A 16,349-nucleotide genomic window follows, 5' to 3' on the forward strand; every position below is an offset into this window, starting at 1 on the left:
TATTAGGTGACTATCTCACTTATTCTTTATGCCCTACTAACTTTCCTGCTACAAACTGACAAATTTGTGCAATCTTTTTTTCTCGCGAAGACTCATCCGTCAGATCCCACCAATAAATATCCTTATTGCGGCGGAACCACGACCACTGACGTTTCGCATAACGCCGCGTATTTTGTTTAATCGCTGCGATCGCCTCGCTTAAGCTCCACTCCCCTTCTAAAAACCCTATAATCTCTTTATACCCTAAACCTTGCATGGATACAAGGTCTAATGCGTATCCTTTTTCTTTCAAAGCGCGAACTTCGTCCACCATACCCGCTGCGATCATCTGATCGACGCGGTTGTTAATGCGTTCGTACAGGACGGCGCGATCCATCGTGAGCCCGATCCACAGCAAATCGTACGGCGATTTTTTTTGCTGTGCCGCATGGTACGCGGTCATCGTGTACCCGGTCGTCTCAAAAATTTCTAGCGCGCGTACGATCCGCCGTACGTCGTTCGGATGTAAGCGTGCCGCTGAATCGGGATCCACTTCGCGCAATTTGTCGTGTAGCGCCTCGTTACCGCGCTGTTCGCGATAGTGGTGCCAGCGCGCGCGAACAACCTCGTTCGCCGTAGCCTCGGAAAACGCGTACGCCGAGGTGACAGCCTGCACGTACAACCCAGTACCCCCGACGAGAAGCGGCAGTTTTCCGCGCGCGTGGACATCGCTAATCGCCTCGCGGGCACACTTTTGATACTCCGCCACGGAATACGGGTAATCCGGGTCGACGCAATCGATCAAATGGTGCGGCACTTGTGCGCGCTCGGCCGGCGACGCTTTCGCAGTTCCAATATCCATACCGCGATACACTTGCATCGAATCGGCAGAAATGATTTCCCCGGAAAACTTTTTCGCTAGCGTCAGGCTAAGTGCCGTTTTTCCTACGGCTGTCGGACCGACAAGAACTAACAGTAGCGGCTTATCTCCTCGTTTCTTGTCGTTTTTCACTCGCGTAGGGAGGCGTTCGTCCGTTTCCTTCACTGACACCTCATTTGCTATTACATTATTTACATTATTCGCTTGTCGTGCTTGTTGTTCCTTCACTAGTTCCTCAGTTCCTCACTAAATGATACCGTAACACACACCGTCTGTTTTCTTTGTCAACAGCTCGAAACCTAAGCGCGTAAACTCACCGCTGGCAACTGTCTCTTTTAAAATGACAGCTCGCCGTGCCACCCGCCGCGCCTCGCGTACCGCTTCTTCGGACAAAGGGCGGTCGTCGGCTAAGTGGCGGAGCGGGTTCATATGCGCGGACTGTGTGACGCCGCGGCGAAACATCGGATCAAAATAAACGAAATCATATGCGTTATTAGGGCACTTTCGCAAATAAGAAAGGTGATCCACGGCTCGGATACGCACCCGCTGCATCGCTTCCGCTACTTCCGGCACCGCCGTAGGATAATGGGTAAGTCCGTACGCGACGACAGCGGCGATCCGCTTTTCGCTCTCCAATCCGACGACCGTGCCGCTCCGTCCGACGATGTGCGCCGCGGTAATCGCATCGGCCGCAAAGCCACACGTCGCATCGAGCCACGAGTCGCCCGCCCGCAACCCGACGATGTCATAGAACACATCCCCTTCGCCGCGCAATAACCGTTTAATGCGCACGACCGACAAACTCGGATGATAAGTGAACGCCTCGTCCACACCGACCCAACGCGCCCCGCTTGCGGAGAGGACGATTAACTCCTCGGTACCGAACCGCGCACGTATTTGGGGTAAAGAATACTTCTTACGCTGTTCGTAGGGCCAACCCCACGCGGCAGCAAACGCGCGAGCCTCCTGTTCGAACTGGGGCGTTACGCGATAAGACGTCGTCACAATCATACCATCACCTATTATGGGCGGTTGGGTTTAACTCCAGTTTACCCAAAATCGTTTTTATGCATAATCGTACAGTTTCCAATCATAAACGATAGCGACATTTATTGCAAATTAATGCATAACACTACATGACTCGCTTGAACAACTTTTCCAATTCGTACGCGGTAAATTGGATGAGCACCGGGCGTCCGTGTGGACATGTAAACGGGTTAGCCGCACGTTGCAACTGGGTGAGCAACGAGTCCATTTCGTCTTGACGCAAGTGTCTGTTCGCTTTAATGGCCGCTTTGCACGCCAGTTGAGCCGCGCTCTCATCGCGCAAGTCGGCAAGTGATAAGCGGCGGTGCTCGAGCACCCAATCGACGATCTCGCGGATCAGCGCTTCTTCGTGCCCTTGTGGAAACCACGTCGGATGGGAGCGGACGATAAACGTTTTTTCACCGAACGGTTCGAGTACGACGCCGACCGCCTCCAGCAGCGAACGCTTCTCGTGCAGCACGGCGCTCTCCTCCGCCGTCAATTCAAGTTGCAGCGGAAACAGCAGCTCTTGTAACCGGCGGTCCTCGTTCGCTAAGCGCCGACGAAAGTATTCGTAGTAGACGCGTTCGTGCGCCGCGTGTTGATCAATGAGGTACAGACTGTCCGCCGATTGGGCGACAATATACGTCCCGTGTACTTGGGCCAGTGGCGTTAAGTCGGGAAGGCGCTGCGCGCTTTGCACGGCACTAGCTGGGGCGTCGGACGTGTCTCCAGTCTGTGTGGCTGCGGAATAACTTTGCGTATGCGATGTCGCCCGTTCGGCATGTTGGTCGTTCACATCGTCAGACGTCGCCTGCCGCACGAGATCATCTGTCTGTTCGTGATTCTCTGTCTGTTCGTGATTCTCTGTCTGTGCGCGATCCTCTGTCCGTGTGCCCCCCCAGTCCTTGCGGTTCGCCCTGCTCGATTCACTGTCAGTGGCAGCAGTGGGACGATCCGACGCACGCGGTACGGATGAACCTGTACCTTCCCCCGGGTTTATATCGGGCCTTGCGGAAGTCGGCCGTTGCCTGCTCGCGTTCCCGTTCACCGGCCGAGCGTCGGCCGCAAAATGAGGTTGTTGTTCTTTTATCGCCTCGTGGGTAAATTGGAACTCCGTTTGTACGCTTTTTTGCTGCCGCGGGGAACTCGTATCGAAACGGAGTTGCGGGATGAGCGATTCTTCCATTAACCGCTCTTTAATCGTTTGCGTTAGCCACTCGGCAAGCGTTTTTTCTTTGCTGAAGCGCACCTCCAATTTCGTCGGATGGACGTTAACGTCGATGAGGCGCGGATCCATGTGGATGTTCAATACGGCGAGCGGTAGGCGGTTAATCGGCAACAGTGTATGGTACGCCTCGATAATCGCTTGCGTCAACGCATAGCTGCGCACGTAGCGACCGTTGACGAGTGTCGTCATGTAGTGCCTAGAGGCGCGCGTGACTTCTGGTTTACAAATAAATCCATCCAACGAAAAATCTAAATGTTCTGCGTGTATGCCCAGCATCGCGCGCGCTACCGTCTGTCCGTAGATCGCTTGGATGACGTGCAGTAATCTGCCGTCGCCCAACGTGTGCAACAACGTTCGCCCGTCGTGTTCTAAGCGAAAAGAAACTTCGGGGTAGGCGAGCGCTAAGCGGTTGACCGCATTCACGACGTGACTAATTTCGGTGTTCACCGTCTTTAAATATTTTAAGCGGGCCGGCGTGTTGTAAAATAGGTGGCGTACTTCGATGTCTGTCCCTTGCGGACATGCGACATCTTCTACTTTTTCACTATTGCCACCGTGGATGACAACTTGTGTGCCGACCACCTCGTCCACTGCTTTCGTCCGACATTGCAGTTGGGAAACCGAAGCGATGCTCGGTAACGCTTCGCCGCGAAACCCGAGTGAGCGGATGTTAAACAAATCTTTCGCATGGGCGATCTTACTCGTCGCATGGCGCATAAAGGCACGTGTAACGTCGCCTTTCGCCATTCCGTCTCCGTCGTCGCGCACGCGGACGAGGGTCAAGCCGCCCTCCTCGAGCGCAATGTGAATTTTTGTACTGTGTGCATCTAGTGCGTTCTCCACGAGCTCTTTTACGACGGAGGCGGGCCGCTCGACGACTTCCCCGGCGGCGATTTGGTTCGCCAGCGCCGCGGAGAGCACACGGATCTTTTCCATATAGTGTAACCTCCTGCTTCATTCTTGTACGTCAGCCACCTATGCCTCTCCCCGTATCCTGCCAGCAAGCGTTTGAAACCAACTTGCCCGCCTTAAGTGACGTTGCAAGCCGCCGACGTCGGGCGCCGCTAGCTGTTCAGCTTTTCCCGCATAAGTTTCCGCTGTAGTTCGCTGACGAGCTGAGCCGTCTCTAGCGGGGTGCGGTTATTTACATCCCAAGCCGTCAATTCCGCCAACACGCCACGGACGCGCGGGTCAGTTTCTACGCTTACTTGCCCTGGCGGCGCTGTTAACTGCCGCGCTGGCTCGTCCTCTTGCTCCGTACGACGTTCGGTTTCCGGCTCGGGCCAAGCAAAGCTCAATTGCCCACGCGTCGTCCCTCCCCCGTAACGCCCCCGTTCGAGGTCCTCTAACACTTCTCGCGCTCGCGCGATTAGCGCGTCCGGCAAACCTGATAGCTCGGCGACGTGTACCCCGTAGCTGCGGTCGGCGCGCCCCGGTTCGATGCGGTGCAAAAACAACAGTTCGCCGCCGCGCTCCTCGCAACGGGCGTGCACGTTGCGCACGCGCGGCAGTTCGTCAGCCAGCTGCGTCAGTTCGTGGTAGTGGGTGGAAAATAACGTCATCGCCCCGACGCGGTCGTGAATGTACTCGACGATGGCGTGGGCAATCGCCATTCCGTCGTACGTCGATGTGCCGCGGCCGATTTCGTCTAACAAAATGAGGCTGCGCGCCGTCGCTTGTGTCAGCGCCTGTTCCGTCTCCACCATTTCTACCATAAACGTACTTTGGCCCGAGACGAGGTCGTCTGCTGCGCCGATGCGGGTAAAAATGCGGTCGACGAGCGGTATGCGCGCGGCGCTAGCCGGGACGAAGCAGCCGATGTGCGCCATTGTGGCAATTAACGCCACTTGCCGCATATACGTACTCTTCCCCGCCATATTCGGTCCGGTAATGAGTAAAACTTGCTCTGCTGCCGCATCGAGTGTCGTATCGTTCGCCGTGAAATCACCGCTCGCGATCATCTGTTCGACGACAGGGTGGCGTCCTTCTTTAATTTGCAGTGGCCCGGAAGGGGCGATTTCCGGGCGCACATAGTCGTTTTTGGCACTAACTGTTGCCAGCGACTGCCACACGTCTAACGTCGCCACCCACTGCGCCAACGTTTGCAACCGTTTAATCTCGGTGCCGACCGCTTCGCGCAATTGAATAAACAGGTCGTATTCCACCTCGACGGCCCGCTCTTCCGCTTCTAAAATAAGTGCCTCCTTCTCCTTCAATTCCGGTGTAATGAACCGCTCCGCGTTTGCTAGCGTCTGCTTCCGCACATAGCGCCCTTCCGGCAGCAAGTGTAAATTGGCTTTCGTCACTTCCAAGTAGTACCCGAACACGCGGTTATAACCAACTTTTAACGACTTAATGCCAGTAGCGGCGCGTTCTTCTTGTTCTAAGCGCGTGAGCCACGCTTTGCCGTCGCGCTTTGCCGTCAATAGCCGATCGAGTTCAGCACGATAGCCTTCGCGAATGAGGCCGCCCTCCTTAACGGAAACAGGGGGGTCATCGACAAGGGCAGCCGCTATTTTTTGCTGCACATCTTGGCACAGGTCGGGCACACCTAGCGTCGCGTAAAATGACGGGGCGGCTCGCTTTAGCGTGTTGGCAAGCGTCGGCAACTGTTCTAGTGATCGCTTCAGCGCATTGAGATCGCGTCCATTGGCGGTGCCGTAGGCGATCCGGCCTGCCAACCGCTCTAAGTCGTACACATTCTTTAAAATGTCGCGCACATCTTCCGTAAGCAGCATGTCGTCAACGAACACCTGTACGGCCGTTAACCGTTCTTCAATCGCCTGCACGCTCAAGAGGGGCTTGTCCAACCATTTCTTCAACAGGCGCCCACCCATCGCTGTCGCCGTATGATCGAGTAACCACAATAAAGACCCGTATCGCTTCCCATCGCGAATCGTCGCCGTCAACTCCAAATTGCGGCGCGCAAACTGGTCGAGTGCCATAAAGGCGTCCGTTTCATAACGATGAACCGACTGTAAATGAGAGAAGCCCCGTTTTTGTGTCTTATGTAGATAGTGTAGCAAACAGGCGACTGTCGCATACGCCAGCGGATCGTCGCTCAGTTGTTCGCTCTGAGTTGGAAATTGCGCGTTAAGTAGCGCGCCTGCTCCTTCGGCCGTCAGTTCGTCTGCCGCCAGCACTGTCAGTGGCGCCGAAAAGTGCGACTTAAGCTGCTCGGCATCGTCGGTTGCAAATTCGGAACTCGTCACGATTTCGGCTGGCGCGTACGCTGCCACTTCGTCGAGGAGCGCGCGCAGCGACTCAAGCTCCGTATAAGCCACTTCCCCCGTCGATACGTCGGCCGCGGCCAAACCGTACATATTCCTTCGCTCATCGACAGCTACTAAATAGTTGTTCTGTTTCTCCTCGAGCATTTGGTCTCCTAGCACTGTTCCTGGCGTGACGACGCGAACGACTTCGCGCCGCACCACCCCTTTTGCTTGTGCTGGATTTTCCGTCTGTTCACAAATAGCCACTTTAAAGCCGCGCGCAATGAGGCGGGCAATATATGAATCGGCGGAGTGGTAAGGCACTCCGCACATCGGGATGCGTTCTTTTTTACCGCCGTCGCGGCTCGTCAGTGTAATCTCTAACTCTTGCGACGCGCGGCGTGCATCGTCAAAAAACAGCTCGTAAAAGTCCCCTAGCCGAAAAAAAAGAAAGCAGTCGGGGTAATCTGCCTTAATTTGTAAATATTGGCGAATCATCGGTGTATAACCGCACATGGGCACATCCTCCGTATTAGGTAAAACGTTTATTCTATTAGTATAGCAGGATATTTACAGGCACAAAAGGCTCTTATCCCCATCGCCCTTGCCTATCGCCCACCATAACAACGAGTGGCCCTTCACCTACAGTGCGTGACAGCTTACAATTTGCGGCTGTGGTGAAACGGCGGTATGCGCCACTTCTTCCGAATGTCCTCTGTTTCGTCCCACGTCTTTCCGGATGTTAGCAACTGATAGTACGCATCGAGATTTTTTTGTTCTTCACGATACGTATCGAATTGTGTAAGCGTCCGCCACAGCCGCGGCACGATGTTGCCGATCACTTCTTTATTTCCGTCGTAGTATGCTTTTTGAACCGCAACGTCGCTAAGTGGCCAGTCATTGAAATACGGATAATGGCACGCAATCAGTTTAGCTAAGCCAAATACCCCTTTCGTTAGCGTCGGCGAGATCAGCCAGCTCGGCAGTGTCCGGTATTCGAAGCCGCCGTGCAACTTTTCTCGGAAATCACCGAGAAAGCCGTATTTTGGGCGCCGCTTGCGGCCGCGCCTGTCTTCGACGAGTACGAGCGGGAGCGCCAAATAGTTGTCGAGGGCGCGTAGGAAAGCAAAAGTGAGTGGCACGCGACTGAAGTGAATGTGCCCGCCGATCGGAAAGCCCGGATATGGAAGGGCACCAGCTAACCAGCGCACATTAGGGTCGTTAATTTTTTTGGCCGCTAGCAACATGGCGCGGTGCAAGCTAAGCACGAGTTCCCGCGGACTGTTGCTCGGGCGCGGCCGCAGCTCGACGATCGGCTTATCGGCCCGGTTACTGCCGCGCCAAATCGCATCGCAACCGACGAGTCCGCGGTACGGAAAATAATCGGACGCGAGCTTTAACCTTCCCGTGGCGTCGCCCATAATAAATTCCGGGTCAGTCCCGAGGAGGACATCCTTTGACGACGGCACGATGTCCGGCAAGCGCTTCGCGTAGCTGGCAAACGCCTGCTCAAAAGCGGTCGTCATATAACTCGTTAACTTCGGACGCGCCAACACATCGAGCACGACCGACTTTCCTCCCGTCGCCTTGCCGAGCCGCACGACGCCGTAATCTAATCCAAGGGCGTACACAGCGCGTTTCGCTAACCGTTCTACCGTGCGCACTTCTTTCGTCCGTTCTGCGCGTTTGACAACCTTGAAGCGTTCCGGCGTCTGCACTTTACCGCCCGCGAGCCAGTGCGCCCGATCGTGAGACACATAAGCAAACAGTGCACGACATTGAAACACGCCAATCACGTACTGCCTAACGAGTTGACGGCTCGCGCCGGCATCGGGAACGGGAATCCCGTGTAAGTGTAGGTGTTTGAGGCGGATCAAGCGAGTTGGAAAGCGGGAAATCGTTTCTTCGCTGTTCAATGTATATAATGAAAAGTGGTAACCTTTTTGCAGGTGATCTAACGCGATCGGCGCAGTTAAGCGGTGATCGTCAGTCACAAGCGATTGTTCCCTTTGCACTAGCGTCATGTGGATGCTCCTTTCAGTGAAAAGACGACCCACTTAACGGTGTCTCGTAAACTTTTTGCACTATACTTTTTGCACTATATCGGATAAGTTCAATAGAAAACGGACAGACACATGTTGTGCCTCATAGTGAAAATGACGGTTCGTGTAAAGAAAGTCTCTCGACATGTTATGAAGGGAACAATAAGTTGGTGAAAAAAAGGAAAAGGAGGCGCCCAGAGCCTCCCTAGCGGTTAGCCGTCCAAGTCGTCGAGGATTAGGTCGGGATCGAGATCCTCAAAGTCGGGGCGCTCGTGATCGGTGAACGCTTCCATGCCTAGTTCCTTGTCTTCGTAGCCGTCCAGTTCCCTGTCGACGACGGCGACGTTCAATTTCGTTTCGCCGACCACTTCTACATGAAATTCCCGCTCGACGCGAACGATGACCATATTGGAGTCGTCAGTAATCGTCGCTTCAATACAGTTTGGCGGCTGCGTCGCTAGTGCGGTCACTTCCTCCGATCCTTCTCGCACATTTTTGTCGAAGTAACTGAGCGGCACGTGATCGATGTAGGAGACAGTGCGCTTCACTACGTCGGTCTTCGTGTTTTTTTGGTACGAATACCAAATGTTGATGTCATAATTCCCCGCAATTTCTATGACATCCCCCGCTTTGGTCGCTTCGAAGGAGTGGTTGATAATCCAGGCCCCCAAAATGGTCGAGATCGAATCAGGCGGAGCTAACTGGTGCGCATCCTGTGAAAACTTACGACCTTTGCCACAGACGGCTTTCGTAAGCACTTCCCGGAAGCTAAAATCTGTATCTGTATTCGCCATAATGTTACCTCCTCCAACGTTCGTTCAGTAACATGTTTATGCAGGGCGAATAACTACGGTGCAAAAAAAACCTACAGAAAGATTCTGTAGGTTAGTCAATATGCATACACTAATTGATTGCAAGAGTTGCCTCTATGATCAGCTTTTACAGCCACAAGGGCCGCCGCTGCCACAACCGCTCCGCACCTCGCCACCTGTTTCTACCTCGAGTGCTTGCGACACGCCGGAGGCGATCGTATGTTGGATTAGTTGCAACAGATCGTTCATTTCCACTTGACTCTGCTGGTACTCCCGCACGATCGGCAAGTTGTCCAACTCGTCGTTCAGCTGGGCGAGTTTTTGTTCTAATCGCTGCTTGTAGCCAGGCTTTACGTAATGTTCGGCGTGGACGAGCTCTTTTTGCGTCCGTTTGATGTCCGCGATTAACTGCTGCACGCGTGCACTGTCGTTTACGCTTCGCTCAGCGGTGCGAAAGCGGCTCACCTCATCCGTCAGCTGCAGTTTTTGCGCAAACTGCTCCACCCGAGCCAACACATGCGCGTGTCCACCCGCATGATCCAGACCACGTTCCCGTACCATCTCATAGCGCCTCTCTTTGCGCGTCACAGACGAGTGTACCGCCGAGCGTATACGTCTTCGGTTCGGTAATGCGCACCTCGGCGAACTGGCCGATCAACGTTTTTGATCCCCGGAAGTTGACGAGTTTATTCGAACGCGTCCGTCCAGAAAGCACGTCGGCGTTCTTCTTACTTTCACCCTCGACGAGTACTTCGACGACTTCGCCTCGCAGTTGCTCGTTTTTGCGCAAGCTGATCGCGTCTTGTATTTCGTTCAACTGCAGCAACCGCTCTTTCTTCACTTCCGGCGGTGTCGTATCTTCCCACTTCGCTGCAGGGGTGCCTTCGCGCGGCGAATAAATGAACGTAAACGCCGAGTCGTACGCCACTTCGCGCATGAGCGATAGCGTGTCAGCGAACTGTTCGTCCGTTTCTCCCGGGAAGCCGACAATAATGTCGGTCGTCAGTACGACGTTCGGAATCGCCTTTTTTATTTTTTCGACTAAGCGCATGTAGTCGTCGCGCGTATATTTGCGCGCCATCCGCTTTAACATGAGCGAGTTGCCCGACTGCGCCGGCAGGTGGATGTGCTCGACCAAGTTGCCCCCTTGCGCTAATACTTCGATTAGGTGGTCGTCAAAGTCGCGCGGGTGACTCGTCGTAAAGCGCACGCGCGGAACAGCGATTTTCGCGATGTCGTCCATGAGATGCCCGAAGCGGTAGTCGATGTCGGTCAAGTCCTTGCCGTACGCATTCACGTTTTGCCCGAGGAGCGTCACTTCTTTATAGCCGAGGCGGGCCAAGTCGCGCACCTCGGCGAGCACGTCTTGCGGTAGGCGGCTGCGTTCTTTGCCGCGCGTGTACGGAACAATACAGTACGTGCAAAACTTGTCGCACCCGTACATAATGTTTACCCAAGCCTTTAAGCGGTTCGCTCGCGCTTTCGGCATGTTTTCGACGACGTCGCCTTCTTTCGACCACACCTCGACAACCATCTCTTTCGCAAACAGCGCCTCTTTCAATAAATGCGGCAGGCGGTGAATGTTGTGCGTGCCGAAAATGAGATCGACGTGTTGGTGTTTTTGTAAAATGCGGTTAACGACCGATTCTTCTTGCGACATACAGCCACACACGCCGAGAATTAAATCCGGATTCTCGATTTTGAGCGGTTTAATGCGTCCGATTTCACCGAACACTTTGTCCTCGGCGTTTTCCCGAATCGCGCACGTGTTAAACAAAATGACGTCGGCGCTCTTTTCGTCGTCGGTCGCCGCATAGCCCATCTGTTCGAGAATGCCGGCGATCGTCTCCGTATCGTGTTCGTTCATTTGACAGCCATACGTTTTAATCAAATATTTTTTTCCGACGCCGATGTGCCGTACGTCTTCCGGAATTTGTTCAAAGTCCAAAATTTCGATGTCTTCTTTATATCGTTTCCGCGCTTTTTTTAAGTTAGGCGCGGTAAAGTATTTCGCATAGTCAATCGTACGTTTCGTCACTGCTAAAAACTCCTCTCAAGCAACCTCACCGCTATTGTAACATATTTTCGCCGTGTTTTCGCCGTGCATGATCGTTCTCGGACAAGCGAACAAGGTGCCTTCGGCATGCGACCGGCATGCGGCACTTTGCTCTACAGAAATCGTGCCGCTTACTGGAAGACGGCCATCACTTCTTGCACGTGGCGCGGTACTTTCACCTTGTGAATCGTCCCGTAAAAGCCGTCGCGCGCCGGCTGCAACGTGATGTGAGCGATTATTAAGCCGGCATGTTCGAGGTGGCTAATGTAGCCGAGTACGGTCGCTTCGACGTCTAAGTCTTGTCCACTCAAACGCGTGCGATCGATCCAGTCGTACGTCGCTAAAAATTGAGCCACTTGGTAGAAAGAAATGTCGTCGCGTCGGTAGTGATGTAAAAATTGCAACACAGACAGCAAGATCGGCTTGGCCGTAAATAAACGGTAAATCGACAGCTGCTCCAGCAAGTGCGCTTGCTCAGCAGTATCGCTCGCACGATTGACGCGCTCGAGCAAATTGTGCTGCCATTCGTCAACTGTCGCGGGATCCGCTCCTTCCTCGGTCGGCGAGGTGTGCGTTGCAGTCGCATATGTAACGACCGGGTGGGCGTGTCTAGTGAAAGCTGTATAGCGCACTTTGTTCAGTACTTGATATAAATCCCCCGTCTTGATCAACCAAATACAGACGATCAGTACGAGACCGACGGGACTGAACACAGCTTCAGCGACAAATAAGACGATGTCCTCGATGGAGGTGAGAAACGTCACGAGCCATTTGCCGAAAAAGTTTTGCGGTGTCCCGATCGTTTTTAATAATGCATATAAAATTAAAACGACCATTACCACAAAGATCCCTTTTTTTCCTTTTGATTTTAACCAAGAGAAGCGAAACGTCTTTTTTAATTTTTTCTTCTGCCTTTCCATGCTCGTCCTCCTTTGCTAGCTCTAGTTTAGCGAAAAACAGGCGGTGTGGGAATAGGCTAAACGCTTTAAAGAAAATCGTGGTAAAACCGCAGCCAATTGTCAGACATAAACCGTTTGACTTGCGCCTCCGAGTAATGCTTAAGCAACATCTCGCGTAAATAGGCGCTATCACTCGCATCGATGAGGTTGTCCATTTTCGGTGTGAAGCCGTCAAAGTCAGAGCCGAACGCTACATGATGTTCCCCACCTAAACTGCAAATGTGGTCGATATGTTTTAACAACGTCGTCGCCTGTGCGCGATTGTCGTTTTCCGTACACCGATCGTCGACGAACCAAGGGACGAAGGTCAGGCCGATGACACCGCCTCGCGCGATAATCGCTTTAATTTGCGCGTCGTCCAAATTGCGCGGATGGGAACACATGCGGCGTGCGTTCCCGTGTGAGGTGTAAACGGCAAGCGGTTCCCCTAGCTCGAGTACGTCCCAAAAACCTCGTTCCGATAAGTGTGCCACGTCGAGCAGCACGCTTAGGCGCGCCATTTCCCGCACGAACTGCCGTCCGAACCGCGTCAAACCGCCGCCGCGAGCCTCTTCCACGCCGTCCGCAACTTCGTTCGCCCAGTTCCACGTCAAGCCGATCGACCGTACGCCTAGCCGGGCAACGGTTCGCAAGTTGTACAGTTCGCCCTCTAGGGCGTCGGCTCCCTCGAGGTGGAGCAGTGCCGCTATCTTCCCCTCTTGCCTGGCGACCGCGGCCAGTTCACCGTACGAGGTAACAGCTGTCACTTTGCTTCCATCGCCGACGATGCGCTCATAGAACATATCGATCATTGCTAGCATGGCATGTAACCGCCCGCCGCGCGGAACGTGCGGGGGCACGAACACGGCAAACGTCTGCATAAAGTAATTAGCAGCGATCGCCTTATCATAAGTGACATCGAGTGGGCTAGCGGGATCGTAAAAAGATACTTTTCCTTGTCGTTCGTACATTTTCCATAACACGTCACAGTGCCCGTCAATGTATTTCACACTAACTCCTTCCTTTCTGTACAAAGAAAACCCGGGGTGGCATCCCAGGTTTGTCCGTTTGCAAAATATTTCATATGCGACCCTATTATTTGTACGCAAACCTGCCGAACTGCCATGAATCGTGCCGCCAAGTTAGCGCGGTTCGACGATTAACTTAATCGCCGTCCGCTCTTCGCCGTCGATGACGATGTCGGTAAAGGCAGGAATACAGATGAGGTCAACACCACTTGGTGCTACAAACCCGCGGGCAATCGCTACTGCTTTAACAGCCTGATTTAAAGCACCGGCGCCAATCGCCTGTATTTCAGCAGAACCGCGTTCGCGTAACACTCCAGCAAGTGCGCCGGCAACCGAATTAGGGTTAGACTTTGCTGAAACTTTTAATATATCCATGGTTGTACCTCCTTGAATAATGGCAATGCTACCACTTCTCTAACCATGTATATTCGCGTTGGCGGTATGTAATTCCTGCAATGTTCAATCCATCCACGGGTGGTCGTCGTCGATGCGGATACGGCGGATACTTTCAGCCTGTCCCGTGTCTTTGTTAAGGTCGATGAGGACAGCGTTCAGTTGCCAACGCCCTGTCTGCACCTGGAAGCGCACCGGCAATTGTGTCAAAAACTTCGTGCGTACGACGTCGCGGTCTATGCCGATGACGCCGTCGTAGGCCCCTACCATGCCAACGTCGGATATGAACGCCGTGCCGTTCGGCAAAATGCGCTCATCCGCCGTCTGCACGTGCGTATGTGTACCGACGATCGCCGAGACGCGACCGTCTAAATGCCACGCCATCGCGATTTTTTCTGCTGAAGCTTCGGCGTGGAAATCGACGATAATGTGTGACGTTTTCGGACGTAGTTTATCGATTAATTCGTCTGCTTTGCGAAACGGGCAATCTAGCGGTGGCAAAAAGGATCGCCCCATTAAATTGCAGACAGCAATCGTACGGTTGTCCCGTTCGATGAGCACGTAGCCGACGCCTGGAGTCCCTTCGGGGTAGTTGGCCGGTCGCACGATGCGCGTCTCGCGGTCGAGGAAATCGAATATTTCCTTTTGATCCCATGCGTGATTGCCGAGTGTAATAACGTCAATACCCATTTGATAAAACGAGTGAACAATTTCTCGCGTGATACCTTTACCACTCACATGCGCATTTTCCCCGTTCGCAATGACGAGATCCGGTTTTAACGACTGCGTCAGCTGCTTAAGCATTTGCTTTAACGCGGTCATTCCCGGTTGTCCGACGACATCACCTAAAAATAAGCAACGCACAACGTACAATCCCCTCCTTTCCAGCAATTTTAAAAAAGAAAGTGGCGAAAAATCGCCACTCTATTTCGCGTATTCAACTGCACGCGTTTCGCGGATGACAGTCACTTTAATGTGACCAGGGTAGTCTAATTCGTTTTCTATCCGTTTCGTAACCTCACGCGCCAAGCGGATCGATTCAATGTCGTCGACCTTATCGGGACTGACCATAATTCGAATCTCCCGACCGGCTTGAATAGCATAAGATTTCTCGACGCCTTCAAACGAATTCGAAATGTCTTCTAGTTTTTCGAGGCGACGAATATACGTCTCTAACGTTTCGCGCCGCGCCCCAGGCCGAGCAGCCGACAACGCGTCAGCAGCACAGACTAAGGCAGCAATCACCGATGTCGTCTCGTAGTTTCCGTGGTGAGACCCGATGCCGTTTAACACGGGTTCCGGTTCGTTGTACCTCTTGGCGAGTTCAATACCGATTTCCACGTGAGACCCTTCCACTTCGTGGTCAATCGCTTTGCCGATATCGTGTAACAAACCAGCTCGCTTGGCCAAGTTGACGTCCTCGCCTAATTCACTGGCCATGAGACCAGCCAAGTGGGCGACTTCCATAGAATGGAGTAACGCATTTTGGCCGTAGCTCGTACGGAATTTTAAACGGCCGACAATTTTGATTAAATCGGGGTGTAAGCCGTATACGCCCGTGTCGAATACCGCCTGTTCGCCGTATTCGCGAATGCGCTCGTCGACTTCACGGCGCGATTTATCCACCATTTCCTCAATGCGTGCCGGGTGAATCCGCCCGTCCGCTACTAGTTTCTCCAAGGCTGTTCGAGCAATTTCACGACGCACCGGATCAAATCCGGACAAAATGACAGCCTCCGGCGTATCGTCAATAATTAAATCAATACCCGTCAGCGTCTCTAACGTGCGGATGTTTCGACCTTCCCGCCCGATGATCCGCCCCTTCATTTCATCGTTGGGCAACGTGACGACTGACACGGTCGTCTCCGCCACGTGTTCAGCCGCAAACCGCTGGATGGCGATCGATAAAATTTCCTTGGCGCGTTTGTCTGCTTCTTCCCGCGCGCGAAGTTCCGTCTCGCGAATCATTTGCGCGGTTTCGTGTTTGATCTCGTCTTCCACGTTTTTAAGCAGGACTTGCTTCGCCTCGTCGCGCGTCATCCCGGATACGCGTTCGAGTTCAGCTTTCTGTTCGTGATAGAGCTGATCCACTTTGCGCTGTCTGTCGCGCATTGACGATTCTTTGTGGCTTAAGTTTTCTTCGCGTTTCTCTAGGGTTTCTAATTTCCGATCTAAACTCTCTTCTTTCTGTACCAGCCGCCGCTCTTGCCGCTGCACTTCGTTGCGACGGTCGCGGATTTCGCGGTCCGCTTCTACACGTAAGCGATGAATATCGTCCTTCGCCTCTAACACCGCTTCTTTTTTCTCGGCAGCAGCTTCTTTGCGCGCGTCCTCCAAAATCCCTTGCGCAGCTTCTTCTGCACTCGAAATTTTCGCTTCAGCTAAACGCTTCCTTATAACATAGCCGATTCCGACACCTACAGCAGCACTGGCAAGGAGTTTGAGGATTTCGATTAAGCCCTCAGTCACGTCTTTCACCTCCTCGCCTATAACGTTTTTCTCATGGAACAGTTCATGCGAACGGGAGTTTCCATCCCGTCTTCATCGGTCCTCACGTTCAATCATCGGTTAAAATCCAGCTTTTTGTTTGCCGATTGTGTTCGCTGTATCTTCACATAGGTTAAAAATGAATAGATACAAAATTATTGTATACGTTCAGGAGACGTGTTGTCAAGATACACCAATTTTTACGGCCATCTATCCAATTTAATGCCATCACGGAAAAACCCCGGTCTGCTGTGACCGAGGTGTA

Annotated in this window: 13 protein-coding genes; all 13 read right to left on the bottom strand. The window is 53.2% G+C overall.

Annotated features, from left to right (window positions below; genetic code table 11):
• Nucleotides 1–19: 19 nt before the first annotated feature.
• On the bottom strand, nucleotides 20–1,024 hold the full coding sequence (miaA, locus tag BN1247_RS07370; protein ID WP_231633193.1) for a tRNA (adenosine(37)-N6)-dimethylallyltransferase MiaA: 1,005 nt from the start codon (nucleotides 1,022–1,024) through the stop codon (nucleotides 20–22).
• An 81-nt stretch (nucleotides 1,025–1,105) separates the two neighbouring features.
• A complete protein-coding gene (locus BN1247_RS07375) occupies nucleotides 1,106–1,864 on the bottom strand; it encodes a class I SAM-dependent methyltransferase (protein ID WP_187119742.1) in 759 nt (252 codons plus the stop codon).
• Between the two features lie 127 nt (nucleotides 1,865–1,991).
• Complete coding sequence (gene mutL / locus BN1247_RS07380; protein ID WP_054949804.1) at nucleotides 1,992–4,052, bottom strand: DNA mismatch repair endonuclease MutL; 2,061 nt, start codon at nucleotides 4,050–4,052, stop codon at nucleotides 1,992–1,994.
• A gap of 128 nt (nucleotides 4,053–4,180) precedes the next feature.
• Nucleotides 4,181–6,844, bottom strand: a complete 2,664-nt coding sequence (mutS, locus tag BN1247_RS07385) for a DNA mismatch repair protein MutS (protein WP_054949805.1) — start codon at nucleotides 6,842–6,844, stop codon at nucleotides 4,181–4,183.
• A 143-nt stretch (nucleotides 6,845–6,987) separates the two neighbouring features.
• On the bottom strand, nucleotides 6,988–8,352 hold the full coding sequence (locus tag BN1247_RS07390) for a putative amidoligase domain-containing protein (protein WP_054949806.1): 1,365 nt from the start codon (nucleotides 8,350–8,352) through the stop codon (nucleotides 6,988–6,990).
• Nucleotides 8,353–8,582: 230 nt separating this feature from the next.
• Nucleotides 8,583–9,164 (bottom strand): outer spore coat protein CotE, encoded by a 582-nt coding sequence (gene cotE, locus BN1247_RS07395; RefSeq protein ID WP_054949807.1) that lies wholly within the window; start codon nucleotides 9,162–9,164, stop codon nucleotides 8,583–8,585.
• Between the two features lie 138 nt (nucleotides 9,165–9,302).
• The gene (locus tag BN1247_RS07400) at nucleotides 9,303–9,743 is read right to left on the bottom strand and encodes a YlbF/YmcA family competence regulator (RefSeq protein ID WP_054949808.1); all 441 of its coding nucleotides are present in this window, start codon (nucleotides 9,741–9,743) and stop codon (nucleotides 9,303–9,305) included.
• Nucleotide 9,744: 1 nt separating this feature from the next.
• On the bottom strand, nucleotides 9,745–11,220 hold the full coding sequence (gene miaB, locus BN1247_RS07405; RefSeq protein ID WP_054949809.1) for a tRNA (N6-isopentenyl adenosine(37)-C2)-methylthiotransferase MiaB: 1,476 nt from the start codon (nucleotides 11,218–11,220) through the stop codon (nucleotides 9,745–9,747).
• Nucleotides 11,221–11,369: 149 nt separating this feature from the next.
• Complete coding sequence (locus BN1247_RS07410) at nucleotides 11,370–12,158, bottom strand: hypothetical protein (protein WP_054949810.1); 789 nt, start codon at nucleotides 12,156–12,158, stop codon at nucleotides 11,370–11,372.
• 65 nt (nucleotides 12,159–12,223) lie between these two features.
• Entirely contained in the window at nucleotides 12,224–13,186 is a 963-nt protein-coding gene (locus BN1247_RS07415) for a dipeptidase (RefSeq protein WP_054949811.1), read from the bottom strand.
• A 132-nt stretch (nucleotides 13,187–13,318) separates the two neighbouring features.
• Nucleotides 13,319–13,579, bottom strand: a complete 261-nt coding sequence (gene spoVS / locus BN1247_RS07420; RefSeq protein ID WP_054949812.1) for a stage V sporulation protein SpoVS — start codon at nucleotides 13,577–13,579, stop codon at nucleotides 13,319–13,321.
• Between the two features lie 84 nt (nucleotides 13,580–13,663).
• Nucleotides 13,664–14,461, bottom strand: coding sequence for a TIGR00282 family metallophosphoesterase (locus BN1247_RS07425; protein ID WP_054949813.1), 798 nt, complete (start codon nucleotides 14,459–14,461; stop codon nucleotides 13,664–13,666).
• 60 nt (nucleotides 14,462–14,521) lie between these two features.
• Nucleotides 14,522–16,066: a ribonuclease Y gene (gene rny, locus BN1247_RS07430; RefSeq protein ID WP_054949814.1), complete on the bottom strand. Its 1,545-nt coding sequence runs from the start codon at nucleotides 16,064–16,066 to the stop codon at nucleotides 14,522–14,524.
• Nucleotides 16,067–16,349: the final 283 nt, after the last annotated feature.

Source organism: Numidum massiliense (genome assembly GCF_001375555.1).
GTDB lineage: Bacteria > Bacillota > Bacilli > Thermoactinomycetales > Novibacillaceae > Numidum > Numidum massiliense.